Origin of the sequence: Chitinophaga tropicalis, assembly GCF_009758205.1 — a bacterium.
GTDB classification, from domain to species: domain Bacteria; phylum Bacteroidota; class Bacteroidia; order Chitinophagales; family Chitinophagaceae; genus Chitinophaga; species Chitinophaga tropicalis.
On record NZ_WRXN01000010.1, the window covers coordinates 114,415 to 139,062 of the forward strand.

General features: G+C 47.8%; 22 protein-coding genes. 11 read left to right on the forward strand and 11 right to left on the reverse strand.

Annotation, left to right across the window (positions count from 1 at the left end):
• Positions 1-87 precede the first annotated feature (87 nt).
• Complete coding sequence (locus GO493_RS20910) at positions 88-1,833, forward strand: M14 family metallopeptidase (protein WP_157308181.1); 1,746 nt, start codon at positions 88-90, stop codon at positions 1,831-1,833.
• A gap of 104 nt (positions 1,834-1,937) precedes the next feature.
• Here GO493_RS20910 and GO493_RS20915 read toward each other — a convergent pair whose 3' ends face one another.
• The 11 genes from GO493_RS20915 to GO493_RS20965 all read right to left on the reverse strand — a co-directional run bounded on the left by GO493_RS20915 (position 1,938) and on the right by GO493_RS20965 (position 12,201).
• Entirely contained in the window at positions 1,938-2,990 is a 1,053-nt protein-coding gene (locus tag GO493_RS20915; protein ID WP_157308182.1) for a beta-ketoacyl synthase chain length factor, read from the reverse strand.
• Positions 2,980-4,194 carry a beta-ketoacyl-[acyl-carrier-protein] synthase family protein gene (locus GO493_RS20920; RefSeq protein WP_157308183.1) on the reverse strand — a complete coding sequence of 405 codons (1,215 nt, stop codon included), beginning with the start codon at positions 4,192-4,194 and terminating at the stop codon, positions 2,980-2,982. The genes GO493_RS20915 and GO493_RS20920 overlap by 11 nt, the downstream gene beginning before the upstream one ends.
• A gap of 14 nt (positions 4,195-4,208) precedes the next feature.
• On the reverse strand, positions 4,209-4,466 hold the full coding sequence (locus tag GO493_RS20925) for a phosphopantetheine-binding protein (RefSeq protein WP_157308184.1): 258 nt from the start codon (positions 4,464-4,466) through the stop codon (positions 4,209-4,211).
• A 124-nt stretch (positions 4,467-4,590) separates the two neighbouring features.
• Positions 4,591-5,877 carry an ABC transporter permease gene (locus GO493_RS20930; protein WP_157308185.1) on the reverse strand — a complete coding sequence of 429 codons (1,287 nt, stop codon included), beginning with the start codon at positions 5,875-5,877 and terminating at the stop codon, positions 4,591-4,593.
• A 13-nt stretch (positions 5,878-5,890) separates the two neighbouring features.
• Positions 5,891-6,637 (reverse strand): ABC transporter ATP-binding protein, encoded by a 747-nt coding sequence (locus GO493_RS20935; protein ID WP_157308186.1) that lies wholly within the window; start codon positions 6,635-6,637, stop codon positions 5,891-5,893.
• A complete protein-coding gene (locus GO493_RS20940) occupies positions 6,637-7,662 on the reverse strand; it encodes a BtrH N-terminal domain-containing protein (RefSeq protein WP_157308187.1) in 1,026 nt (341 codons plus the stop codon). The genes GO493_RS20935 and GO493_RS20940 overlap by 1 nt, the downstream gene beginning before the upstream one ends.
• A 9-nt stretch (positions 7,663-7,671) precedes the next feature.
• Positions 7,672-8,070, reverse strand: coding sequence for a hypothetical protein (locus GO493_RS20945; RefSeq protein ID WP_157308188.1), 399 nt, complete (start codon positions 8,068-8,070; stop codon positions 7,672-7,674).
• A gap of 96 nt (positions 8,071-8,166) precedes the next feature.
• The gene (locus tag GO493_RS20950) at positions 8,167-9,303 is read right to left on the reverse strand and encodes a beta-ketoacyl-ACP synthase III (protein ID WP_157308189.1); all 1,137 of its coding nucleotides are present in this window, start codon (positions 9,301-9,303) and stop codon (positions 8,167-8,169) included.
• Between the two features lie 208 nt (positions 9,304-9,511).
• Positions 9,512-10,432 (reverse strand): dialkylrecorsinol condensing enzyme, encoded by a 921-nt coding sequence (locus GO493_RS20955; protein WP_157308190.1) that lies wholly within the window; start codon positions 10,430-10,432, stop codon positions 9,512-9,514.
• Positions 10,433-10,758: 326 nt separating this feature from the next.
• Complete coding sequence (locus GO493_RS20960) at positions 10,759-11,424, reverse strand: class I SAM-dependent methyltransferase (protein ID WP_157308191.1); 666 nt, start codon at positions 11,422-11,424, stop codon at positions 10,759-10,761.
• 60 nt (positions 11,425-11,484) lie between these two features.
• Positions 11,485-12,201, reverse strand: coding sequence for a head GIN domain-containing protein (locus GO493_RS20965; RefSeq protein ID WP_157308192.1), 717 nt, complete (start codon positions 12,199-12,201; stop codon positions 11,485-11,487).
• 130 nt (positions 12,202-12,331) lie between these two features.
• On the opposite strand from GO493_RS20965, the gene guaA reads away from it, so the two are divergent.
• From guaA to GO493_RS21015, 10 genes are all read left to right on the forward strand, one after another.
• Entirely contained in the window at positions 12,332-13,870 is a 1,539-nt protein-coding gene (gene guaA / locus GO493_RS20970) for a glutamine-hydrolyzing GMP synthase (RefSeq protein ID WP_157308193.1), read from the forward strand.
• A 114-nt stretch (positions 13,871-13,984) separates the two neighbouring features.
• On the forward strand, positions 13,985-15,313 hold the full coding sequence (locus tag GO493_RS20975) for an ABC transporter substrate-binding protein (protein WP_157308194.1): 1,329 nt from the start codon (positions 13,985-13,987) through the stop codon (positions 15,311-15,313).
• A 75-nt stretch (positions 15,314-15,388) separates the two neighbouring features.
• A complete protein-coding gene (locus GO493_RS20980) occupies positions 15,389-16,447 on the forward strand; it encodes a ligase-associated DNA damage response exonuclease (protein ID WP_232538915.1) in 1,059 nt (352 codons plus the stop codon).
• The gene (locus tag GO493_RS20985; protein WP_157308195.1) at positions 16,444-18,033 is read left to right on the forward strand and encodes an ATP-dependent DNA ligase; all 1,590 of its coding nucleotides are present in this window, start codon (positions 16,444-16,446) and stop codon (positions 18,031-18,033) included. Before GO493_RS20980 ends, GO493_RS20985 begins: the two co-directional genes overlap by 4 nt.
• Positions 18,034-18,141: 108 nt before the next feature.
• Positions 18,142-18,642 (forward strand): Lrp/AsnC family transcriptional regulator, encoded by a 501-nt coding sequence (locus GO493_RS20990; RefSeq protein ID WP_157308196.1) that lies wholly within the window; start codon positions 18,142-18,144, stop codon positions 18,640-18,642.
• 12 nt (positions 18,643-18,654) lie between these two features.
• Positions 18,655-19,692 (forward strand): S66 peptidase family protein, encoded by a 1,038-nt coding sequence (locus tag GO493_RS20995; protein WP_157308197.1) that lies wholly within the window; start codon positions 18,655-18,657, stop codon positions 19,690-19,692.
• An 87-nt stretch (positions 19,693-19,779) separates the two neighbouring features.
• Positions 19,780-20,487 carry a hypothetical protein gene (locus GO493_RS21000; RefSeq protein ID WP_157308198.1) on the forward strand — a complete coding sequence of 236 codons (708 nt, stop codon included), beginning with the start codon at positions 19,780-19,782 and terminating at the stop codon, positions 20,485-20,487.
• Between the two features lie 48 nt (positions 20,488-20,535).
• On the forward strand, positions 20,536-22,995 hold the full coding sequence (locus GO493_RS21005; protein ID WP_157308199.1) for a ligase-associated DNA damage response DEXH box helicase: 2,460 nt from the start codon (positions 20,536-20,538) through the stop codon (positions 22,993-22,995).
• A gap of 48 nt (positions 22,996-23,043) precedes the next feature.
• Positions 23,044-23,688 (forward strand): ligase-associated DNA damage response endonuclease PdeM, encoded by a 645-nt coding sequence (pdeM, locus tag GO493_RS21010; RefSeq protein ID WP_157308200.1) that lies wholly within the window; start codon positions 23,044-23,046, stop codon positions 23,686-23,688.
• On the forward strand, positions 23,688-24,584 hold the full coding sequence (locus GO493_RS21015) for a histone deacetylase family protein (RefSeq protein WP_157308201.1): 897 nt from the start codon (positions 23,688-23,690) through the stop codon (positions 24,582-24,584). Before pdeM ends, GO493_RS21015 begins: the two co-directional genes overlap by 1 nt.
• Positions 24,585-24,648: the final 64 nt, after the last annotated feature.

Sequence of the window (24,648 nt, forward strand, 5' to 3'; positions counted from 1 at the left end):
GACCGAAAATATTTCGATACAACGGCTCTTCCTTAAACAGGAAGGGCTTTTTGTTTTGCCCGTATCAACCAATAATCCTCCCTCTTCATGAAAAGACTCATTTGCTCAGCAGCCCTGCTTGCGCTCTGCCACACCTCCCTGCCATCCATAGCCCAGAAAACAGACCTTAGCACCCGCTATGAACGCTCCGGAGGAAAAGAAACCGCTACCTACCAGGAATGCATCAGCTATTATAAACAACTGGACAAACAGTTTCCACAGATCAGCATGCAGGAAATAGGAAATACCGATAGCGGATTTCCCCTGCACCTGGTGACTTACTCCCCGTCGGGCGACTTTAACTTCTCCAGCCTCCGCAAAAAGAACAAACGTATCATACTGATAAACAACGGCATCCATCCCGGTGAACCCGACGGTATCGACGCCACTATGATGCTGCTGCGTGACCTGGCCCTGGATAAAAAGAAACTGCTCGACAATATTGTCCTGGCCATCATCCCCGTTTATAACATTGGCGGAGCCCTGAACCGCAGCACAAATTTCAGGGTAGATCAGAACGGTCCGGAAGCCTTCGGCTCCCGCGGCAATGCAAAGAACCTGGACCTGAACCGCGATTTTATCAAGGCAGACTCCCGGAACGCCCGCGCCTTTCACCAGATATACCAGCTTACAGACCCGGACGTGTTTATAGATAATCACGTCAGCAATGGCGCTGATTATCAGCACATCATGACACTCCTGACCACAGAATACGGTAAAATGGGCGGGGAAATGGGTAGCTTCCTGCACAAAGAATTTGAACCAGGCATCTATCAGCTTATGAAAGATAAAGGCTACGACCTGGTACCTTACGTGAACCATTTTGGAGAAACACCAGACAACGGATGGATCACCTATGCAGAAGGGCCCCGCTATTCCAGCGGCTATACCACCCTCTTCCATACCTTTGGCTTCGTACCGGAAACTCATATGCTGAAACCCTATCCCCAGAGAGTAACGGCTACCTATGCCCTTATGGAATGTTTTATCAGCTATGTAAGCCGTCACAGCGAGCAGATCAAGGATCTCCGCAACCGGGCTAAGGAACAGGACAGGACCCGCCAGTCGTTCCCCCTGGAATGGAATGTAGATACCAGCCGCTACAGCTATATTACCTTTAAAGGATATGCTGCCGGATATAAACCCAGCGAAATATCAGGTTTGCCACGGCTGTATTACGACCGCTCCCAGCCGTATGAAAAGAAAGTAAAATTCTATGATTATACCGTGCCCGGCAACTTTGTACAGAAACCGGAAGCATATGTTATTCCCCAGGGATGGTGGAATGTGCTGGATATCCTGAAAAATAACAATGTAGTGATGCACAGGTTTACACAGGATACTGTTATAGCAGTAGAAACCTATCACATAGCTGACTATAAAACAGTGCCTCGTCCCTATGAAGGGCATTACCTGCATACCGGCATAAAAGTAACGAACACGAAAGACAGCCTCCGCTTCCGTAAGGGCGACTATTATATTCCCATGAACCAGCTGGCTAACCGCTACCTGATAGAGACCCTGGAACCTACGGGCGGTGATTCTTTCTTTGCATGGAATTTCTTTGACGCTATCCTGGCGCCCAAAGAAGGTTACTCTCCTTATGTGTTTGAGGATATTGCCGCAGAATATTTCAAAACAGATAAAGCCCTGCAGGCACAGTTGAAAGAAAAGCAGGTGTCAGATAGTACGTTTGCAAAGAGTGGTAGCGCGCAGTTGCATTTTGTGTATGAGCGGACTCCATGGGCTGAACCGGGGTATTTGAGGTATCCGGTGTACAGGGTGATTAAATAAGATCTTAATTGCACAAAAAAGCGCTTTTGCCTTCGGCAAAAGCGCTTTTTCGTGCAGAATTTTCTGCGCTGCGCGCGGCTTTTGAAATAAACCTGCGCACAAAACTATATTGATTGAAGTAGCATAAATGTGTGCTGCTCGCCAAAAAAGTGATTATAGATAAGCACATTCTTCAACTGTGCCGGCTGCTGCTGTAACATAGGAAACCATTGCGCCGGCACCTGCTGCTCCTTTACCATCTTTGCCCCCAGCCATAAAGCAAAAGCGCTGGCTGTATCATACTCTCCGCACAGGTGTTTGAATGGCAGCTGCAGCATTCCGTCAAGTACATCATAATAGAAATCATAATTGCTGTCAGCATTACTTCCTGTCAGCACAAGATCTACATCAGGCATGGACAGGCCATGCTGTTGCAGGAATTGCTGTAAAGCCGTACCCGGTTTTTCCGGGGATGGCTTATACAAGGTTTTCATACCCGCTATGGCAGCATAACTTTTATCTGAAGGCTTTGCATCCAGCAGGAAGAAAGCCGCACCTTCTCCTGAAATAGTGCCTGGCGAAAAATGTTCATGCAACGCATTATTAGGCACTGTTTCAGACTTCCACTGCCCTATCCTGCTCTTGATATAAAAATGCTCTCCGGTTATTTCTTCAAAAGCGCCTGCCAGTACATTTTCTGCTCCTTCATGCAGCAACAGCATACTGTCCAGCAATGCGTTCTCGAAAGAAAAACCACGATGAACAAAAGTATTATTGTATTGGGTGCATTTCTGCTGTAAAGCTATCAGCCCGTTCACTGCATTGTAGGTAGACTGTATGAAAGGCGTAGGGTTCAGTGCCCGTTCTTCATAATCACGTATCTCTTTGATAAAACGTTCTGTATCCTGTAAGCTACCTTTACCGGTACCGGTTACAATAGCCCCTGGTACAGCTATTCCGCTGTCCTGCATACATTTCAACGCTGTGGTCAATCCTATTTTCAGCATGCGGCTCATGCGCCTCAGGCTGTTGGCCGGGATGAATGTACGGTAATCCGGTTCCACGCAGGAAAGCATATTGCTGCTGCCTGCCACCATTGGCTGTGCACTGCTATCTCCCTCAAACGTATGCTGGGGAGAGATGGCCGCCATTCCTTGTATGTAACACTTACCCTTCATATTTGCTGATCAGCAGGGAGGCATTGTTGCCGCCAAAACCGAATGAATTTGATATAACGTTTTGTACAGGATACCCTTCTAACAGCCGGGTTTCCGGTACTATATACAATTCCTCCATTTTGTCTTTGAAATGGAGATTGGGAAATACCAGCTGATGCTGTATGGCCAGTACGGAATAAATAGCCTCTATAGCGCCGGCTGCCGCCAGTGTATGCCCGGTAAAGGGCTTGGTGCTGCTGAACTTAGGCGTTTGCTGTCCAAACAACCGCTGCAGCGCCATACCTTCCGCCACGTCGTTGGTCAATGTGGCAGTGCCATGCACATTCACGTACTGTACATCTGCCGGTGTTAATCCGCCCATATCCAGTGCGTTCTTCATAGCTGCATAGGCGCCATCTCCTTCCGGTGAAGGCGCTGTTGGATGGAAGGCCTCATTACTGTTGGCATAGCCACGCAGTTCCGCCAGCACGGCAGATTGCCGCTCCTGTACCAGGGTTTCGCTCTCCAGTACAAGATAAGCAGCCCCTTCTCCCAGGTTCAGCCCGTTACGGTCCTGGTCAAACGGCATGCAGGGCCGTTTATCTATATTCTTAAGTGAATTGAAACCATTCAGCGTAAACCGTGTAAGCGCTTCTGTACCGCCGCAGATCACTCTTCTCAGCACACCGGCCCTGATAAGCCTTGCGCCGAACATCAATGCATTTGCGGAAGAGGAACAGGCGGTGCTGATGGTGGCTATATGCTCATTCAGCCCAACGGTATCTGCTATACGCTGTGTGCAGTCTGCACAGTCCAGCGTATCAATGAATTTGAGGAAATCTCCGGATTTCTCGGGGTTAATAATATCGAAATAAACGTTCTCAGTATCACACATTCCACCTACGGTAGATGCGTTGATGAATCCTGTAGGTTCATCCTGTACATCACTGATCCCGGCCTGCTGCAGTGCTTCTCTCATGGCCACCAGCCCCAGCAGGGTGGTGCGGGTATAGCCTTCCATACCGGCTACACCGGCCAGTTCGTGCAGTTGTTCAGTAGTATGTACTACCTCTGCAACGGGTAATGTCTCTTTGTAAATGGTATCAAGATGCCTGGTATAGCCCAGGCCTGTACGCAGTAAGCGCAGGTTATGAAGATTGCCTGCCACGTTATCACCAATGGCGGTGATCATTCCCATCCCTGTTATAAACACACGTTCCGCCATAAAAGGGAGCCGCCTTAAGCTGTTTGTTTGGATTGTATAAATTCAGCCATAGAAGCTACTGACTGTAAGATCTTCCTGCCTTCGCGGGGGTCTTCCACTTTGATATGATAATGTCTTTCCAGCAGTACCATGAGCTCCAGTGAATCAATGCTGTCCAGGCCCAGTCCTTCGCCAAACAAAGGTGCATTATCGTCAATATCCTCCGGACGGGTGTCCTGCAGGTTCAAGGCTTCAATGATCTGTACTTTGAGTTTCTGTTTTAAATCTTCCATATTTCTGAGTTGCAGGTTTAATCTTCCCGGTTGCAGGAAGCCTGGCTCCCTTGTCAGCAATTTTGCTGCAGGGGCGGCCGTAAAATTACTGTTTTACCGTCAATAGTCAATGCGCTCCCGCGCCTCAGCTCATCCTGCGCTTTTCAACCGCTCCTGCTATACAGAGCATCACTACAGCGCAGATCACCAGCTTTCCTGTATTCCCTCCTATATGGACTACGCCCATATTACGGAGATAGATATCGTTGATGGCGTCCAGTCCCCAGCTAAGCGGAGAAAGGCGCCCTATAAACTGCATATGCGGCGGCATTATTTCCAGTGGTATCCAGATGCCTCCAATGGCAGACAGGATCACAATGGAAATAGCCCCGAAGTTAAGCGCCTGGTTAGGTGTTTTAAATATAGTGCCTACCAGGATACCATATGCTGTTGCTGTCAACCCTATGCTTATTGCCACCATCAGTGCCGCTGCATGGCTCTGCCCCAGTACAAGCTTTGGCAGTCCCAGCAATGGCAGCAGATGAATGCCTACCTGTATCATCAGGTAGAACTGCACCACGCATATACATACAAAGAACAACATCTTACCCGCCAGTATGGCCAGGTAAGAGCCCGGTATCAGCTTCATTCTCAGCAGGCTGCCGTCTTCCCTTTCCCTGATCATATTCCCTGCAATAGGAATCACTATAAAGAACATGGCGAAAATGCTCCATGCCGGCACATTGTGCTGCACGGAGTTGGAGATCACGTCTATCTGTTTTGAAGGCCCTGTCAGCTGTTCCTGCAGCCCTACCGCCTTCAGCCGTATCTCCATCGTATCTGTTTCCGGCATGTCTTTCTTACGCAGCTGCTGTTTGATCCTTTCCAGCAACAGGTCTGTTTCCACCTGCGTCAGGAAGTTATCCAGCGCCTGGTGTATAGCGCTCTTGAATGCTTTCTTGGAAGCAGGGTCAAAGTATACGGCAACGTTCAGCGAATCTTTTTTTGTCCCTACCGGCAAAGTGGCCGGTATGCCCATCCGTTTCGATATATCGTTCACGATCCTGTTTGCATTGCTCACAATAGCTCCGGTAGCTCCCTTGGGGATCACTATACATATCTTGTAGTCTCCTTTGTTCACCAGGTCCAGCGCCTGCTGTTGCGTTACCGGTTTACCATTCATTGAATCCACTACTTCAAACTGGCCGGTGTATTCCAGTCCTTCCCTGATGTACCGTCCTAAACGTCCGTGGTCATTATCTACAGTAAGTATATCAAATTTCAGTTCCTGGTAGTCCCTGAAGGGTGCGTCTTCTATCATGGCCATTACGGTGATGAGCACCAGTGGCATGGCAAATAATAATGTCAGTCCTGTTCTGTCCCTCAGCAGTAACAACCATTCTTTCCGTATAGTAGCCAGTAGTCTTAGCATGCCTTCCTTATAATTAATCCCTCACCGCATGTCCGGTATAATGTAAAAACACATCCTCCAGGTTGCGGCATTCAGGATGGCGTGCTATCAGTGCTGCTGTTTCTCCCTGTACCACTACCTTTCCTTCATCTATGATCACTACTTCCCGGCAAATGGTCTGTGCTTCTTCCAGCAGGTGTGAGGTATATACAATGCTTACGCCCTGGTTGTTGTATTCCCGGAGAAATTGCAGGATCATGCTGCGCGACTGTACGTCTACACCAGCAGTAGGCTCGTCCAGTATCAGCAGCTGTGGCTGATGCAGGATGGCTGCGATGATATTGGTACGTCTTTTCATACCACCTGAGAAGCGGTGTACTTCTTTATTGCCGGCCTTTTCCAGTCCGAACATCTGTAAGTATTCATCTATCCTGCTACGCAGTGGTTTGCCTTTCATTCCATACAGGTTACCGAAGTAGGTCAGGTTCTCTACAGCAGTAAGGTGAGGGAACAGGGCTATCTGTTGTGGCACTATGCCTGTTATACGTTTGATTGCTTCCCGGTTGGCGGCGTCCTGTGGCAGGTCAAATATCCTGGCCTGTCCGCCATCTGCTTTTACCAGTCCGCATAATATGGAGATAGTAGTGGTTTTTCCGGCGCCGTTAGGCCCCAGCAGGCCCACCATGGCGCCTTTGGGGAAGCTGAAGGATAGTCCGCTCAGCGATGGCTCCAAAGCGCCTTTATATGTCTTGTGCAGGTCCTGCACTGATATGCTGGTCATTATATTTTTACTTTCGACAGTTTCCTGAACAACAGCTCTTCTTCTGCGGCGCATTGCATCAGCATTTCGCTTAATTCTGCATATGATACATTATTTACCGCCCTGCTTTTGCATACTCTGCCGGCATTGAAGGCAAAGTTGCGCCAGATGTCTCCTACCTTTGTCAGCTCTCCTGAAAGCACGCTCAGCTCTTCTCTTTGCAGAATGCCGGCTGCTTCCTGAAGGAAGGCTGCATACATGAAGCGGAAGCCTGCACCGCCGGTGCCTATCTCTTCCTGCATCCTGATGATGTTGCCTAAGTAAAGCACTGCCTTCCTTTCGCCCACCTTTTCGGGATATTGCTTCAGCCGCTTTGCCAGGTAACGGATACCGCTTACCCCGAACATAGGCAGCGGAATTTTCAGCATGTCATGGCATGCCTGGTTAATACCCTGACGGATAGGCTCCTGCAATGAAATTTCTTTAGGTACGTCCACTGCATAATACAACTTGCCTTTGGGAGCGGGGAAGCCCTTGGCGAAACGTGCTTCTGCAAGACTTTTAGGATCAATTTCAGTAACGGTTTCCATGATAGGATCGCTGATACGGTAGTTTTCACCGCTCTTACCATAGGCTACCAGGTTATGTGCATTGAAATGGAAGCGGTAGGATGCCGGGAAGTAAGGCAGGTAATATACGCTGGACAACATCCCTACAGGCGTGCCTGTTTCCAGTATCCTGTCCAGCTCCTGCATGCCTTTCTCCACGTTGGAGAAGGTTTGCGACTCGATCTTCACTCCCAGCCTTTTGCATACACGTTTGAAGATAGCGCCGGGCACTACACGGTAGGTTGTGCCTGGTACGCCGTTCACTTTCACAAATGGCAGATGCGCAAAGAAGATCCCTGCGCCAATACCGAAAGCCATAGGCTCACTGATATGTAATCCGTAATGCCTGAAAATATTGGAAATCACCCCGCTCTCGCAATGTGCAGTCTGCTCGTGGTTGAATTGAATATCGTTCATAACTTCCAGTACCTCACCCATTTGTACAAATTATTTAACTTCCTTTAATTCTTTAATGCTGATCTTGAATGCAGCTGCATATTTATGCAGCATGTTATCGCTCAGTTTATTGAACACTGCCGGTTTCATATGGCGTTTTACCTGCCATTGGAATTTACCTACATAACTGGCCAGCAAGGGCAGGTCCATGATGGTTTTCTCCATATAATACAGGACAGGGCTGGCTTCTCCTGCCAGTACACGCTGCCTGGCGGCCTCCACTTTTGCATGTATCTCTTCCCATGCCTGGGTCATTGCCACATTTTCAGGCTCCCAGCCTACGCTGGTTACCGGTACATATTGCCCTGCGTTATCAGTGGCATAAAAGAGCTGCCTGAATTTACCTTCATGCATGTTGTTGCCATCCTGTGGAACTTCCTCTTTCTTCATATGTTAATGTTTGGGCCAAAATTACATAAAAGAAAAGGAGCCGTTTAATGAATACCACAGCTCCTCTTTCAGTTTCTTTAGATAAGCTATCCGCGCTTATACCACCGTGAGATGTGCATAGGCATAGGAGAACCTTGCACTTTCAGGTACCATCATCACGATAGTCTGGCCTTTCTTCAGCATATCATTATTCAGCAGCTCTTCCAGCATGAAGTAAGGTGAGGCGGTGCCTACGTTACCTACGCGGGTCAGGTTGGTGAACCATTTCTCCTGCGGGATAGGTACACCCAGGCGGGTGATCTCTTCGTCTATTTTAAAACGGAAAAATTCTGAGGACAGGTGAGGCAGGAAGTAATCCAGCTTCTCCAGGTCAATGTTGTGACGTTCTACCAGTTCTTTCCACATCTGTGCACCGGAAGGAACGATGTTCTTGCCCAGCAGGCGGGTATCCTGTTTGAAGGAGAACACGCTGTGCTGTGCCCACTCTTCAGGCGTCATATCTATCCAGCCTTTGGTGCTGCCGTCTTCATTCTTGATAGAGCCTGCATACATACAGGTTTCCAGCTCGTTGGCATAAGAAGCTATCTCTACCCAGTCTACACGCAGTGAAAGGCCATTTTCATTTGGTTTGTCCTGGAACAGGGCTGCACTGGCGCCGTCAGACAACATCCAGCGCAGGAAGTCCTTTTCAAAGGCAATGATAGGATTATCTTCCAGGTGTTTCAGGTTCTCTGTTTCAGGCTCAAATTTTTCTGCCAGCATCCAGCTGGAGAATTTCTCAGAACCTGTGCTTACAGCGTTGCTGGTATTACCGCATTTAATAGACATCCAGGCATATTTGAATGCCTGCATACCTGCCGCACATGCTCCTGTAGCGGCTATCAGCTCTACAGGCTGGCATTTCAGCAGGCCGTGTACCATTGCTGCATGGTTAGGCAGCAGCTGGTCTGGCGATGTAGTGCCACAAGCCAGTAGCTGCAGCTTGTCTATAGAAAACCTGTCATCAAAAAGGCCCTTTACTGCCAGCGCAGTCATCTCTGCATTAGAGTGGGTCGATTTTCCTTGTTTATCTAATGAGTAATAGCGTGTTTTGATCTTATTATTCCCCAAAATCCTCAATCTTGCACGGGAAGGCTTTCCGTCTACCAGCCCAAGTATGCTTTCCATTTCATCATTCCCTACCGGCTCATTAGGCAGAAATTTAGATAGCCTTGTAATATAAACTTCCTTCATTTGAAATAGATTCCTGTTGTTTTGTATAAGTTGGTACCTGTCCTTATTCAAAGACAGGTTATTGAATTTCGCCTTGCTGTTATAATAATTATGGTAATATCCCCTTGTCCCCGGTCTAACAATGCACAAACGCCCGTAAATATAGAATACTCTGCCGATATATCAGTAAAAGGTATTGAAACCGGGCTATGTTACTGCTTTCAGCCGGTTAACGCAGGTGTATCCCTCTGTAGTACTTTACATCTTCCTGCAATCTCTTCTTATTAAAGGCCAGTTTAAACATGGAAGATATCTTGGCCAGAGGTGATAATACAAAAATACCTATCAGCAGTAATCCCCTGTACATACTTACCCTCCCCTGTCTTTCAGGTGCTCCGGGCCCACCTTTGGCACTGATGAATTTTGACCAGTAACGGAACGCCCTGATACCTCTGTCTTCCAGCAATATCAGGTTAGGCTTCAACTCTACAGCGCCCAGCTCCAGCAGTTGAGGTTGCAGCTGGTCCCATTGTCTTGTTTCAAGCATCTTTGCAATAGGCTCCCCAAACTTCACCGCATCCTGGATATCCTGTTCCTGAACGCCTGCTGGCGGCAGGAATGCCGTAGCTTCTTTCTTACCTTTAAACTGCCATCTTAATACTGTGATCAATGCCACCAGGTTGGGCGATCTGTCTACCAGCACTATATTTCCCACAAGATGCGCGCCTGCTTTCTGCAGGTATTCCTTTACACGCTCCTGTGCATTCAGCCACATATTGCGGCATCCCATCAGCGTAACGACAGGCTTGCCTTTCAGTAAACGGGCTGCTGACTCACTCTGTAAAAAAGCGGCTGTTGGTTGTGAAGGAGATAAGAACCAGGGTTGATAAGCCAGGATAACGAGATCAAAATGCTCATCCGGATTAACTTTTAACGGTGCTATTCCACGTGGTTTGCCCAACACAGTTTCCGGCATAGTGTCATAAAAGACCTGCTTGTTCCATGGAAATGCAAAGGGTTGCAATGGCGCCAGCTCCTCATATACGATAGTGGCCTTGTCCTGTAGCGGTCCTGTAACTTTATCAACTATTCTCTTTAACTGCCCGGTCTGGGTGTAATAGATAACCAGGATCTTAGGTCGTTCATTCATAAAAATACGGAGTTGAACACTTGAAGCCGTAAACTTACGATATATTTTTATTATATGAATTAACCTGTGAATGAAAGGGTAAGCAAATAAGCTACAACAAACTGATAATCATTAAGTTATCACAAAACTCTGATAATACTGCCGTCACGAACTGCTTTAAAATAAAAAAGCCCCTTACGGGACCTCCTCTTTCTCTTGTGCCTCAGCCAGGTACTGCCATAACCCTCTGCATTTTGCTACAGCAGTACCGTGGCCAAAGGACTTAATGTTTTATTTTACAGGTACAAAGATGCTGTTTGTACAATAAACTAAATGTTAAATAGTACTTAATTTTTTATTCCGCGCATGCAAATATTTTCCAGCTGTACCAGCTTACTCCCGTCTGCAGCGAGTTTCTGAGGTTCTACTGCTGTATTGATCTCACTTACAATAAAGCCATTTTTTTCAAGCAATGATTTTGCTGAAGGAATATCATACAATGTAAAACCCTGATCAACGAAAGGCAGCTGCTCCATAGTTTCTTTGCTGCGAAATGCCAGTACCAGCTGTCCGCCGGGTATTAGTACACGATGAATAGCCTTCAGCGCGATATCCGGCGCATCCCAGAAATAAAGCACATTCACACCAAACACTTTGGTGAACGCTTCTGATGGAAAGGTCATTTCTTCCGCAGTACCGCAAATTATCTCTACCTTACCCGCTTTGATACGGCTTTCATTTTCCTTTATAGCTTCCTGCACCATTACATCAGACATGTCAAGCCCTGTATAATGTAACGCGGCCTGTTGCTGAAATAATTCAGAGATAAAGTGACCGTTCCCCATTCCTATTTCCAGTATACGATCGCCAGCCTGCAAGGGCATAAAATCCAGTGTCATGTCATATAGGAGCTTATTGGACCTGTTCATCTTTTCACCCATCCTGATACCGTCTTCTCCCTGCGGTTGCCGTAGCTGCCGGGCTGCTTCTTCTGCTGTCATTGGTTTATCCATCGTTCATTATTTACAGATCTGAATTTTAGCCGGCTGCGGGGCCGCAAACAAACAGCTATCTTAATTTGCTTTCCTCACACTTCCTGATCCGGCGGTATGTGATTCCACAGAAGGATTTCCCTTGTACGTCACATCCCCTGAACCAACTATGTTCACATCCAGTTTTACACTGGCGTGTACAAACGCATTTCCACTACCGGCTGTATTTACCCTGGTACTTTCAGTATACAGGTCTTCTCCTTCAAAATCTCCGCTTCCGGCCAGGTTTATCTTCAGGTCCCTGGTCTCGCCAGATAACTTGATATCTCCTGAACCGGCGGAGACAGCTTCTACTGAAGGGCTGTTCACAGTACCTTCTATATTTCCGCTGCCGGCAATCTTAAATTTTACAGGCCCATCATTTTCAAACCTGTTCACCAGTTTAATGTTCCCTGAGCCGGACAGGACAATATCTGACACATGCGGCGCTGTCAACGTTATCTTGATACCCTTGTGAGATTTCAGGGAAATATGGTCCTTCATTTTGACGATCAGCTCATCTCCTTTCTCCTGCAGTTCAATATAGGGTTGGATATTATCCTCAGCTTCCACAATTGCTTCCTTCTCTGGTCCCTGGGTAAAGTAGACATCCATGTCACCAGCAACGGCAAGTTTACTGAACTCTCCGATAGTCCTTGTTTCAGTAGTAACATGTCCGCTCCCCCTCACCCTTTTCTGATTGCAGGCTGCAAAGGATAACAGGGACAATACTGTGGCACATACAACGAGTTGTTTCATAAGGTTAATTGATTTTGGGCATTTAAAATGGCAGATTATTTAAATGTATACTACAAATATAACGGCAATATCCATTTTAGCGTAAGTTCAGACTTGGGATTTGATATAAGGCCTTTATCTTTGCACCACCATGACAGAAAAGATTCTAATCCTCGACTTTGGTTCTCAGTATACTCAGCTGATTGCACGCAGTATCCGTGAACTGAATATTTATTGTGAGATCAAACCTTGTCTCCAGCCGGTACAATGGGATGATTCAGTGAAAGGCATCATCTTATCCGGCAGTCCGTTCTCCGTAAATGAGGCAAAGGCCCCTTCAGTAGACATTGCAGCCATGGCGGCCAAAGTACCTGTATTAGGTATTTGCTACGGCGCCCAGCTAATGGCCAAAAATTTTGGCGGTGAAGTGGCTAAAAGCGCTATCCGTGAATATGGCCGCGCTTTTATGGAACATGACAACAAAGAAGAAAAAGCATTATACGATATCTCTGCCCGCAGCCAGGTATGGATGAGCCACTCAGACACCATTGTCAGGATGCCTGAAGGCTTTGAGATCATTGCCCGTACTGAGAATATCCCTGTAGCAGCCTTCAAATCTGATACAGTAGCCCCTCACCCCCTGGTAGGCCTGCAGTTCCATCCGGAAGTGACCCACTCCCTGGAAGGTAAACAGCTGCTCCGCAACTTCCTGGTACACATCTGCGGATGCAAACAGGACTGGACACCGGCTGCCTTTGTAGAGGAAACCATTGAGCGTATCAGGAAAGAAGTAGGCGATAAAAAAGTGGTAATGGCCCTCAGCGGCGGCGTAGATTCTACTGTAGCTGCAGAACTGATCCACAAAGCTATTGGCAGCAACCTGTACTGTGTTTTTGTTGATAACGGCCTGCTCCGTAAAGACGAATTTGAAACCGTACTGGATTCCTATAAACATATGGGACTGAACGTAAAAGGCGTCAATGCCCGCGATCTGTTCTACGGAGAACTGGCTGGTGTCAGCGATCCTGAACAGAAACGCAAGATCATTGGCCGCCTGTTCATAGAAGTGTTCCAGCAGGAATCCAGCCTGCTGAAAGACATCTCCTTCCTGGGCCAGGGTACCATCTACCCTGACGTGATCGAGTCTGTGTCTGTAAACGGCCCCTCCGTTACCATCAAATCCCACCACAACGTAGGCGGGCTTCCTGAAAAAATGAACATGAAGCTGGTAGAACCCCTGCGCTTCCTCTTCAAAGATGAGGTAAGACGTGTAGGCCGTGAAATTGGTATCAGCGATATATTCCTTGGCCGTCACCCCTTCCCCGGACCAGGCCTGGCTATCCGTATCCTGGGTGAGATCACCCCTGAGAAAGTAGCTATGCTGCAGGAAGCAGATGCCATTTATATAGAGGGACTGCGGGAAGCAGAGCTCTATGATAAAGTATGGCAGGCCGGCACTATACTCCTCCCCGTTCAGAGCGTAGGAGTAATGGGTGATGAAAGGACCTATGAATTTACTGTAGCGCTCCGCGCCGTAACTTCTACAGATGGTATGACCGCTGACTGGGCACATCTTCCTTACGAGTTCCTCGCTAAAATGTCTAACGATATTATCAATAAAGTGAAAGGTATTAACCGCGTGGTATACGATATCAGTTCCAAACCACCGGCTACTATCGAATGGGAATAATACCTATGCGCTAAAGCCGAAACGCTTAACACTGAACGCTTTGCTACATTGCATTCTGTGTTAAGCGTTTTGTATTCAACACACAGGAACGATTTTTGTAACTTAATGATCGCTATGAGTAAATCCAAAATATGCGGTTCCATATTCGCCGCATGCACAATGGTGGTCTTGTTATCTGGTTGCGGCCTCTTTAAAGGCGCCGGCAGCAGCAGCAACAAGCCAACACCACCACCAGTTGTCACAAAACCTGCAACAGAAGAAAAGAAAAAAGACGAGAGCAAGAAAGAGACCAAAGCTGCACCTTTCAATGTACCGGCTTTTGGTCGCCAGGAGAAAAAAGAGGCATACAACATCGCCCTCTTTACTCCCCTTTACCTGGATTCGGTTTTCATCAACTCTACAGAACTTCCCGGCCGTACCCTGCCCCGGTATGTATTACCCGGACTGGATTTTTATGAAGGTGCACAGCTGGCGCTGGACAGCCTGCAGCAGCAGGGTGTAAAGCTCAATGTTACCGTGTATGACAGCAAATCCAGGGCCAACAGTATCGAAACGCTGACAAAGGGTAAACAGCTGGATAGTACAGACCTCATCATTGCAGCCGTTGGTACGCCTGAGCTGCAGGAGCTGAGCAATGTAGCACGTGAGAAAGAGATCAACCTGGTATCTGCCACCTACCCCAACGATGGCGGCATCACCGCCAATCCTTTCCTGCTCATCACCAACAGTATGCTGAAAACACATGGTGAGGCCTTACAACGCTATCTGCAGGAATCTTTCGCCAACAAGAACATATTGTTCTTCCATCGTAATTCCGCTTTCGAAAAACGCCTCCTGGCAGATTTCAAAGCAGATTACGAAAAGCTGCAGAGCAGCAGGAAGAGCCGCATCCGTGAAGTGCTCTGGTCAGACGCTACCACAGATGCAGAACTTTCCCAGTTCATGCTGGCAGACAGACCCAACCTTTGTGTAGTTGCCGCCCTGGATGAAGCCGGCGCCAAAGCTATTCTGCGTAAACTGAGCGTGCAGACGGCCTCTTATCCCCTTCAGGTCTACGGTATGCCTACCTGGGATATCATGAAGTTCAAAGAGCCTGAATTTAAAGGCATGCAGATATACTACACGTCGCCTTACTTCAATGATAAAACAGATGTATACAGCCGTTATATCACCGATTATTTCAAACGCGTATACAAATCCCGTCCATCTGATATGGCCTTCAAAGGATTTGAGCTGACATGGTACTTCGTAAAACAGTTATCTGCCAACGGCGTATACTTCAACGGCTCAGTGAACGATCCTGCCAAAAAGGTTTTCAGCAATTTCAACTATCAGCCGGTATACCTGAAAGAAGGAACGGAACAACCTGACTACTTCGAGAACAAGAATATCTATATTATTCAGAAAGGAGACAGCAGCGATACAAAGATGAATTTCCAGTAAGACTGCTTTATTATAAGTTTTTAAAACGGTCATCACGCTTCCGGCGGATGACCGTTTTACTTTCTATATATCTGCATGAAAATTGTATACCTTTCTTATATGCAGATACTCCAGTTCACCGATAAAGGTATCTACTGCCCTGCCGGCAATTTCTTCATTGACCCCTGGCAGCCTGTAGAAAGGGCCGTCATCACCCATGCCCATTCTGACCATGCCCGGTATGGCAGTAAACATTACCTCTGCCACAAGGATAGCGTACCCTTATTACTATTGCGCCTTGGCCAGGACATCAGTATACAGGGTGTGGAATTTGGGGAAACAATACGTTATAATGGCGTAAGCATCTCCCTTCATCCTGCCGGACATGTAATAGGCTCAGCCCAGGTACGTGTACAACAGGACAATGAAGTATGGGTAGTAAGCGGTGATTATAAAACAGAGAATGACGGCCTTTCCGGCCAGTTTGAGCCGGTGCCATGCAATACCTTCATCACAGAATGCACCTTTGGCCTTCCTATCTACAACTGGCAGCCGCAGAACATCATCTTCAATAATATCAGGCAATGGATATATAACAACCAGCAGGCAGGCAAGAACAGCGTATTGCTGGGATACAGCCTGGGCAAAGCCCAGCGCCTCCTCTATCATCTCAGGGATACCACAGAACAGATATGGGCGCATGGCGCTATTTATATTACCAACCAGCTGCTCCGTCAACAGGGCTGGCCACTGCCCGACCTGCAGCGTATAACACCGGATACTCCTGCTTCCGCCTACAAGAACAACCTGGTCATAGGTCCACCCTCAGCAGCAGATACCACGTGGATGCGCCGTTTCAACACTTACTCGCTCGGCGTTTGCAGCGGCTGGATGCAGGTACGCGGACATATGCGCCGCCGCAATGCCGATGCTGGTTTTGTGCTGTCAGACCATGCCGACTGGAACGGTCTTCTGCAGGCCGTAAAAGCTACCGGGGCAGAGCAGGTATATACCACTCATGGCTTCAGCAGCGCCTTTGCCCGGTATCTTACCGAAAACGGCATCCCGGCACAGGAAGTGAAAACAGCGTATGGCGATATGGATGAAGAACCGGCAGAAACAACCTCTCCTCACAATAATGAAGAAGGGTTATGAAAGCATTTGCAGCATTGGTAAAAGTGCTGAGCAACAGCACCAAAACGAACGAAAAACTGGATGCCCTCAGCCGGTACATGGCTACTGCCCACCCGGCAGACCGCCTGTGGGTAGTGGCTATCTTTACCGGCCGCCGGCCCAAACGTACAGTCAACACCACTCAGCTCAGCAACTGGTGCTTACAGATGACCGGCCTGCCTCCCTGGCTCTTCGAAGAATGTTACCATACCGTAGGAGACCTGGGAGAGACCATTGCCTTACTGCTGCCTCCCGGAAAAAATATCTCCTCCCAGCCATTGCATTATTGGATAGAACAGCTGATGCAACTGGAAAAAGCCGGCGAGGATGAAAAAAGGGAATTCATTCTCAAAGCATGGGAAGAACTGGATACAGGCGAACGTTTTGTTTTCAATAAGCTTATCACAGGCGGTTTCCGCATAGGCGTGTCGCAGAATATGATGATCAACGCCCTTGCCGGCGCCTACCAGATACCTGCTCCTGTTGTATCACATATGATCAGCGGCAACTGGGACCCGCGCACTACCACCATAGAAGCGCTTCTTAATGAAAATGTCACCGCCGCAGATGCCTCCAAACCATTCCCCTTTTACCTGGCCTATGCCCTGGAAACCGATCCGCAGGAACTGGGGGATCCGGAAGACTGGCAGGCAGAATGGAAATGGGACGGTATACGCGGACAGATCATTAAACGTGAAGGACAATTGTTTGTATGGTCACGCGGAGAAGAGCTTATCACTGAAAAGTTCCCTGAATACCAGCCATTGCTCAACGCTTTGCCGGAGGGCACCGCCATAGACGGGGAAATACTCACATACTCCAATAATTTTCCCCTTCCCTTCCAGACGCTGCAAACCAGGATAGGCCGCAAGAATGTAACAAAAAAACAGCTGCAGGAAGCCCCTGTGGTATTTCTCAGCTATGACCTGCTGGAATGGGAAGGGCAGGATATACGCAACCGGCCGCTCAATGAACGGCGTAAACTGCTGGAACAGGTAGTGGAACAGATCAATCTTCCCTCCCTCCGGCTATCGCCCGCCATCACTTTCCATACATGGGAAGAACTGGCCCGCTTCCGTACACTGGCCCGTGAACAGGGCAGCGAAGGACTGATGCTGAAAAGGCGCAGCTCCGTTTACCAGGTAGGGCGTAAACGTGGCGACTGGTGGAAGTGGAAGATAGATCCGCTCACCATAGATGCCGTGATGATCTATGCCCAGAAAGGCCATGGCCGGCGGTCAAACCTCTATACAGATTACACCTTTGCCGTGAAAGATGGCGATCAGCTGGTGGCTTTTACCAAAGCTTATTCCGGGCTGACAGATAAAGAGATCAATGAAGTAGATAACTGGGTGAAGAAAAATTCAATAGAAAAGTTTGGCCCGGTAAGGACCGTAAAACCGGAACTGGTGTTTGAAATAGCTTTTGAAGGTATTGCAGCTTCCAACAGGCATAAGTCAGGCGTGGCATTGCGGTTTCCGCGAATTAACAGATGGAGGAAGGATAAACCGGCGGAAGAGATCAACACCCTGGCAGATCTGCAACAGTTGTTGAATTCTTATGGTTAAATTTAGAAGAAACAGCTTCTGATAACAATACTTTAAAAGGATTTTAAATAAAATTTAGTAAATTATACTTAAATTTACTAAATTATCGGAACATTATTCTATACTGATATGAACAACCTGACTAACACCAAGAAAGATAACGCAAGCGACATTACGCTGGATGAAAAAGACATCGCCATTCTTCAGCTACTGGAAGAAGATGCCAAAATGACCATCCGCGACCTGGCAGCGCGCCTCAACCTGAGCGCTACCCCGGTGTACGAACGTATCCGCAAAATGGAACAGGCAGGTGTGATCAGGCAGTATGCAGCTATTGTTGATCCCAGTAAAATAGATAAAGCACTTACAGTGCTCTGCTATATCTCCCTCAAGGAACATGGTAAAAAAGCAGGTGGTAAATTCATTAAAGAGATCACCTCCTTCCCTGAAGTAATGGAATGCCTTAACATCTCCGGCCAGTTTGATTTCATGCTGAAAGTACAGGTAAAAGACATGTATGCTTATCATGAATTTAACGTGAATAAACTTGGTGAACTGGACAATATCCGTCACATGGAAAGTGTGTTCGTAATGTCGGTGATCAAGGCTACCCACAGGGTCGTATACTGATCTGTTAATACTATGGACCGTAAACATTTCCTGACCACTCTGGCCAGCACCGGGTTCGGATTACCGGTATTAGGCCGTTTACATAAAGCCGCAGGCGCTCTTCAACAGGCTGAAGGCGCACAGCTTATTCCCCCCTGTCTTAAACGCGGCAATACCATCGGTATTACCTGTCCCGCCGGTCATATTACCCTCGATGAAATAAAACCCGCTATCCGTATTATGGAAAGCTGGGGATTTAAGATACATATAGGAAATACCGTTAACAGCTCTGACTTCAGTTTTGGCGGTACAGATGATGAACGTACACAGGACCTGCAGGCCATGCTGGACGATCCCGGCATACATGCCATTATGTGCGCCAGGGGCGGCTATGGCAGCGCCAGGATAATAGACAGGCTGAATTTTAAATACTTCTCAGAACATCCTAAATGGGTAATAGGTTTCAGTGATATCACCGTATTGCATTGCCATATTAACCGCCTGTTTGGTATAGCTACCCTGCATTCCAAGATGTGCAACAGCTTCCCGGAAGATTTCAGTAAGTCAGAGCCTATTGTACAGCAAACCATTCTCTCTATCCGCGATGCCCTGATGGGGCAACAGCTGGCATATACCACCTTCTCCGATTCCCGTAACAGAACAGGCGCTGCCAGCGGTATACTGATTGGCGGCAATCTCTCTATGATACAGAGTGTAGCTGCCACAAACTCAGAACCCGACACCATCGGCAAGATCCTTTTCCTGGAAGAAGTGGGCGAATACCTCTACAGCCTTGACCGCATGTTCAACAACCTGCAGCGCTCACATAAGCTGGATAACCTGGCAGGGCTGATAATAGGCGGTTTTAACCGCATCAAACCGGACGATCCCGGAGAGGAATTTGGAAGGACCGTATATGATATTGTAATGGAAAAAGTGAAGGACTATAAATATCCCGTCTGCTTCAATTTCCCTGTTGGCCATCAACGGGATAACTATGCGCTGAAATGCGGAGTGATGCACCAGCTGGAGGTATCCGGACAGGAAGTGAACCTCCGGGAAATACGTTGAAAAAATAACAGTGAATTCCTGGTACACCTAAGCACAATCAACATTTTTCTGATTATCTTGTAGTGACAATACAATTACCCCACCTCTATGCAACACAACATACTGGCAGCATTATGCTGCATTATACCTTTCTTGTCCTGTAAAAAAGATGAGAATTCCAGCCTTTCTGCCGGCACTTACAAAAGCTCCGGGGTTATTACCCATCACTCCCTTACACTTTATACAAAAGACAGGGCTATCACAGACAAAGTGTTTATCAGCAGTTTTGTACAACGCCACAAACTCAGCTCTTCCTTTTCTCTGAAAGACGGACCAGATACCACGAAACAGGAGATATCCATAGAATATACTGATAGTGACAGCGTGATCGTTAAAACCGGGTATGCCGGCAACTATGGTGATCCTTTGGTATATGAGATGGTCAACCTGGCAGGCAATTCTTCTTTGCTGATCTCTAAAGACACTATCCCTACCTATTCGCCCGGCAGCACAACCATGAATTGTGCCAATGCCAACATCAGGCTGAGGCAATATCCTCCGGAAATTACCTGTTATCCTATTCCCGGTGGTGGCAATTACTGCATAGGCAGATACCAGTTCACCATTGTCAGGAACAAGCACACTATTACCCTGCCATTATTCGATTACTTTTTCTCCCAGACAAATGGGGCGTTTAGTTCCTGTACAAGTTCCTATTTCAATATGCTGGACTTTGTAAACAAGGAAAGTCTTGATAAGCTGCAGGCAGGCGATAGTGTGCTGATCAGGACAGGCACTATGAATCTTCTGAAATAAGTTTTTTTCTGTGCAGCGCAGCCGGAAAAAGACTAATTTCATTCTCCCATGAAAAACACGAGAGGATGGCAAGTGATAACAGATTGGCTGGCTGCCAGGGAACGTCAGCCATTTGTATTCCAGGAAGAAGCCTGGAAACATTACCTGCAGGGCAGATCAGGCCTTGTAAATGCACCTACCGGTTATGGTAAGACCTTCTCCCTGTTCCTGGCGGTAGTGATAGACTGGATCAACCGTCACCCGGAAAATTATCGGCAGAAAACAAAGAATGGACTGCAAATGCTATGGATCACGCCGCTAAGGGCGCTGGCCAAAGACATTGCGCGCGCCATGGAAGAAGTGTTGCAGGAACTGGACATGCCCTGGCAGGTAGGCATTCGTAGTGGCGATACTTCTACCGCCACCCGTCAGCAACAGAAAAGGCAGATGCCGGAAATACTGCTCATCACGCCGGAAAGCCTGCACCTGCTTATGGGACAAAAGGAATACCCGAAAGTATTTACCCACCTCACCACAGTAGTGGCAGATGAATGGCATGAGCTGCTGGGCAGCAAAAGAGGGGTGATGGTAGAGCTGGGGCTGAGCCGTCTTCGCGGGCTAGCCCGGAAGGCCGGCCGCCCGCCATTAAAAGTATGGGGCATCTCAGCTACCATAGGCAACCTGGAAGAAGCCATGGACGTCCTGCTGGGACGACCGGACCCGCAAGCCGTTATAGTACGCGCCAGGCTGGATAAACAGATAGCTTTACAAAGCATACTCCCTGACGAAATAGAGAAATATCCGTGGGCCGGTCACCTGGGCACAAAGCTGCTGTATAAAGCGCTGCCCATTATTATGGATAGCCAAACCACCCTCATCTTCACGAATGTAAGATCGCAGACAGAGATCTGGTACCAGGAAATACTCCGCCAGTGCCCGGAGCTGGCAGGCGCCATAGCCCTGCATCATGGCTCTATTGACATGGAGCTGCGTATATGGGTGGAAGAAGCCCTGCATACAGGCGTGCTGAAAGCAGTGGTATGTACTTCCAGCCTTGACCTGGGGGTGGATTTCAGACCCGTAGATACCGTCATACAGGTAGGCAGCCCCAAAGGTGTGGCCCGTTTCCTGCAAAGGGCCGGCCGTAGCGGCCACCAGCCCGGCGCCGTCAGCAAGATATGGTTCCTGCCTACCCATAGCCTGGAACTGGTGGAAGCCGCCGCCCTCAAGGCAGCTATGAAAGAACAGCTTGTAGAAAGCCGTATGCCCGTCATTTTAGCCTTCGACGTGCTGTTGCAATACCTGATGACCCTCGGCATCTCCGACGGCTTTTACGCGCCTGAAATATGGGAAGAAATAACAGCTACTTTCTGCTTCAGGGAGATCACGCCTGATGAATGGGCATGGATACTTTCCTTTCTTTCTACCGGCGGCGAAGCCCTTTACAGCTACGATGAATTTAAAAAGCTGGAAAGAGAGAACGACTTCTTCATCTGCCGCAGCCGCATGATGGCTATGCGTCACCGCCTGCATATCGGCACCATCGTCAGCGATGCCATGCTGAAAGTCAAATTCATGAGCGGTGGCTATATAGGCATGATAGAAGAATGGTTTGTAGCACGGCTGCAACCGGGAGATACCTTCAGCCTGGGCGGACGCATACTGGAATTTGCGATGATCAAGGATATGACCGTGCTGGTACGCAAGTCTAACGCCAAACGGGCTATTGTTCCCAGCTGGATGGGAGGACGCCTTCCCCTTTCCGCCAACCTGGGTAAAGTATTACGCCGCACCTTCAGCCAGGCGCTTTCAGCCCATACCCGGGAACCGGAACTGCTCATACTCCGACCGCTGTTTGAGTTGCAGGAACGGCTGTCTCACGTACCGAAAGAACATGAGCTGCTGGTAGAAAAGATCACCACAAAAGATGGTCATCACCTGTTCGTATATCCTTTTGAAGGGCGACTGGTACATGAGGTCATGGCGGCCCTGCTGGCATACAGGATCAGTAAACGGCAGCCCATCACCTTCTCTATGGCAATGAACGATTATGGCTTCGAACTGCTGTCCGATCAGCCTATTCCCGTTACAGATGAAGATGTATATGATCTCTTCTCTCTCAACAACCTGGGAACTGACCTGCAGGCCAGTGTCAACGCCACGGAAATGGCGCGTCGTAAGTTCCGTGATATAGCGGTGATAGCCGGGCTCATCTTCCAGGGATATCCCGGAAAACATAAAGCCAGCCGTCACCTGCAATCATCAGCATCTCTTCTTTTCAACGTGTTCAAAGATTATGATCCACAGAACCTGCTGCTGAAACAGGCATACAATGAAGCGTTCTTCTACCAGATGGAAGAGGCCCGCCTGCGGGAAAGCCTGGAACGCATCAACAAAAGTCATATCATCATCACGGAACCGGAAAGTCTTACGCCTTTCTGTTTCCCCATTAAAGTAGATAGCCTGCGGGAAAACCTGACCAGTGAGAAGCTGGAAGACAGGATCAAAAAAATGCGTCCGCAGATATAATGTCAAACAAATACACAACGAAAGATTTAGTGTAGTTTTATCCAAGCTATGGAGGAAGTGATCTATCATCACCAGGAACAGACCTGGCATTTATCAGCCCAAAGGGCCATTTTCTGGAAAGAAGAACAGGCATTGATCGTATCAGATCTGCACCTGGGCAAATCCGCACATTTCAGGAAATCAGGTATTGCCGTTCCTGCCAATATCGGGCAGGACGACCTGTTCCGGCTGCAACGTCTCATTACAATATACAATCCCTCACAGATCATCATTGTAGGAGATATGTTCCATAGTGAGGAAAATAATGAAGTGCCTTATTTCAAACTCTGGCGGCAACAGTTTGCGCATATCAGCTTCAGGCTGGTAAAAGGGAATCATGATATACTTCCTGCCGCTGTCTATCATTCTATGAACGTAGAAGTATATGAAGATCTATGTATCAGGGATATTCACTTTGTGCATGAGCCCTGTGCCGACAATACCGCAGGTTACACCTTTTCGGGGCATCTGCACCCGGGTATTCTCGTAGCAGGCGCCGGCAGGCAGCATCTGCGCCTTCCCTGTTTTTACTTTGGCAGGAACTGCAGCATATTGCCTGCTTTTGGCCGCTTCACCGGTCTAGCCATGCTCAGGCCTGAAGAAGATGAAGCTGTATTTGTCATTGCTGAAAACAGTGTTTTAAAAGTGAACTGATGCTTGTTGCCTACGATCCTATATATGCACATCCGCTTCCGGAAGGCCATCGTTTCCCTATGGTGAAGTATGAGCTGATACCAGCGCAGCTGCTACGGGAAGGAGTTATTACCGAACAGCAGATACATACTCCCGCTCCGCTCAATGAAGCTACTATACTGCTTACACATACACTTCATTACTGGAGGCAGTTACAATACCAGACATTGTCAGATAAAGAACAACGGCGTATAGGATTACCGCAATCGCCCGCGCTGACCTTACGTGAAATAGTAATTTGCCAGGGTACAATAGATTGTGCGTTGCATGCTATGGAACACGGTGTAGCGCTCAATGTTGCAGGAGGTACACATCACGCTTTTGCTGACAGGGGCGAAGGCTTCTGCCTGTTAAATGACTTTGCTATTGCTGCTAATTATCTGCTGCAGCAGCGGCTCGTTAAACAGGTGCTGATCATAGATCTGGATGTACATCAGGGTAATGGCAGTGCTGCTATCTTTGAAGGGAAACCGGAGGTCTATACATTCAGTATGCACGGGGCACATAACTATCCTTTTCATAAAGAAACTTCTGACTGGGATGTACCGTTGCCTGATGGTATGAATGATACGGATTATCTCAATACACTGAAAGATTGTTTGCCTGTACTGATCAATAAAGTGAAACCTGATTTTGTGTTTTATCTGTCTGGGGTAGATATACTGGAGACTGACAGATATGGTAAATTAAAAGTTACTGCACAGGGTTGCAGACAGCGGGATGAGCTGGTGTTCAGTATATTGAAGAAGCATGATATTCCTTGTGCTGTGGCTATGGGTGGTGGGTATTCAACGCATATCAAAGATATTGTGAATGCGCATTGTAATACGTTTAAAGTTGCGGCGGAGGTTTTTTAAGGTAAATTAATCTTCCACTTCTTTTCCAAAGATCTTAAAAATTTTCACATAGAGATAATTACCA

Coding starts and splice junctions, on each gene's coding strand:
- GO493_RS20910 (WP_157308181.1), top strand. CDS start 88: ATGAAAAGACTCATTTGCTCAGCAGCCCTGCTTGCGCTCTGCCACACC.
- GO493_RS20915 (WP_157308182.1), bottom strand. CDS start 2,990: ATGAAGGGTAAGTGTTACATACAAGGAATGGCGGCCATCTCTCCCCAG.
- GO493_RS20920 (WP_157308183.1), bottom strand. CDS start 4,194: ATGGCGGAACGTGTGTTTATAACAGGGATGGGAATGATCACCGCCATT.
- GO493_RS20925 (WP_157308184.1), bottom strand. CDS start 4,466: ATGGAAGATTTAAAACAGAAACTCAAAGTACAGATCATTGAAGCCTTG.
- GO493_RS20930 (WP_157308185.1), bottom strand. CDS start 5,877: ATGCTAAGACTACTGGCTACTATACGGAAAGAATGGTTGTTACTGCTG.
- GO493_RS20935 (WP_157308186.1), bottom strand. CDS start 6,637: ATGACCAGCATATCAGTGCAGGACCTGCACAAGACATATAAAGGCGCT.
- GO493_RS20940 (WP_157308187.1), bottom strand. CDS start 7,662: ATGGGTGAGGTACTGGAAGTTATGAACGATATTCAATTCAACCACGAG.
- GO493_RS20945 (WP_157308188.1), bottom strand. CDS start 8,070: ATGAAGAAAGAGGAAGTTCCACAGGATGGCAACAACATGCATGAAGGT.
- GO493_RS20950 (WP_157308189.1), bottom strand. CDS start 9,303: ATGAAGGAAGTTTATATTACAAGGCTATCTAAATTTCTGCCTAATGAG.
- GO493_RS20955 (WP_157308190.1), bottom strand. CDS start 10,432: ATGAATGAACGACCTAAGATCCTGGTTATCTATTACACCCAGACCGGG.
- GO493_RS20960 (WP_157308191.1), bottom strand. CDS start 11,424: ATGGATAAACCAATGACAGCAGAAGAAGCAGCCCGGCAGCTACGGCAA.
- GO493_RS20965 (WP_157308192.1), bottom strand. CDS start 12,201: ATGAAACAACTCGTTGTATGTGCCACAGTATTGTCCCTGTTATCCTTT.
- guaA (WP_157308193.1), top strand. CDS start 12,332: ATGACAGAAAAGATTCTAATCCTCGACTTTGGTTCTCAGTATACTCAG.
- GO493_RS20975 (WP_157308194.1), top strand. CDS start 13,985: ATGAGTAAATCCAAAATATGCGGTTCCATATTCGCCGCATGCACAATG.
- GO493_RS20980 (WP_232538915.1), top strand. CDS start 15,389: ATGAAAATTGTATACCTTTCTTATATGCAGATACTCCAGTTCACCGAT.
- GO493_RS20985 (WP_157308195.1), top strand. CDS start 16,444: ATGAAAGCATTTGCAGCATTGGTAAAAGTGCTGAGCAACAGCACCAAA.
- GO493_RS20990 (WP_157308196.1), top strand. CDS start 18,142: ATGAACAACCTGACTAACACCAAGAAAGATAACGCAAGCGACATTACG.
- GO493_RS20995 (WP_157308197.1), top strand. CDS start 18,655: ATGGACCGTAAACATTTCCTGACCACTCTGGCCAGCACCGGGTTCGGA.
- GO493_RS21000 (WP_157308198.1), top strand. CDS start 19,780: ATGCAACACAACATACTGGCAGCATTATGCTGCATTATACCTTTCTTG.
- GO493_RS21005 (WP_157308199.1), top strand. CDS start 20,536: ATGAAAAACACGAGAGGATGGCAAGTGATAACAGATTGGCTGGCTGCC.
- pdeM (WP_157308200.1), top strand. CDS start 23,044: ATGGAGGAAGTGATCTATCATCACCAGGAACAGACCTGGCATTTATCA.
- GO493_RS21015 (WP_157308201.1), top strand. CDS start 23,688: ATGCTTGTTGCCTACGATCCTATATATGCACATCCGCTTCCGGAAGGC.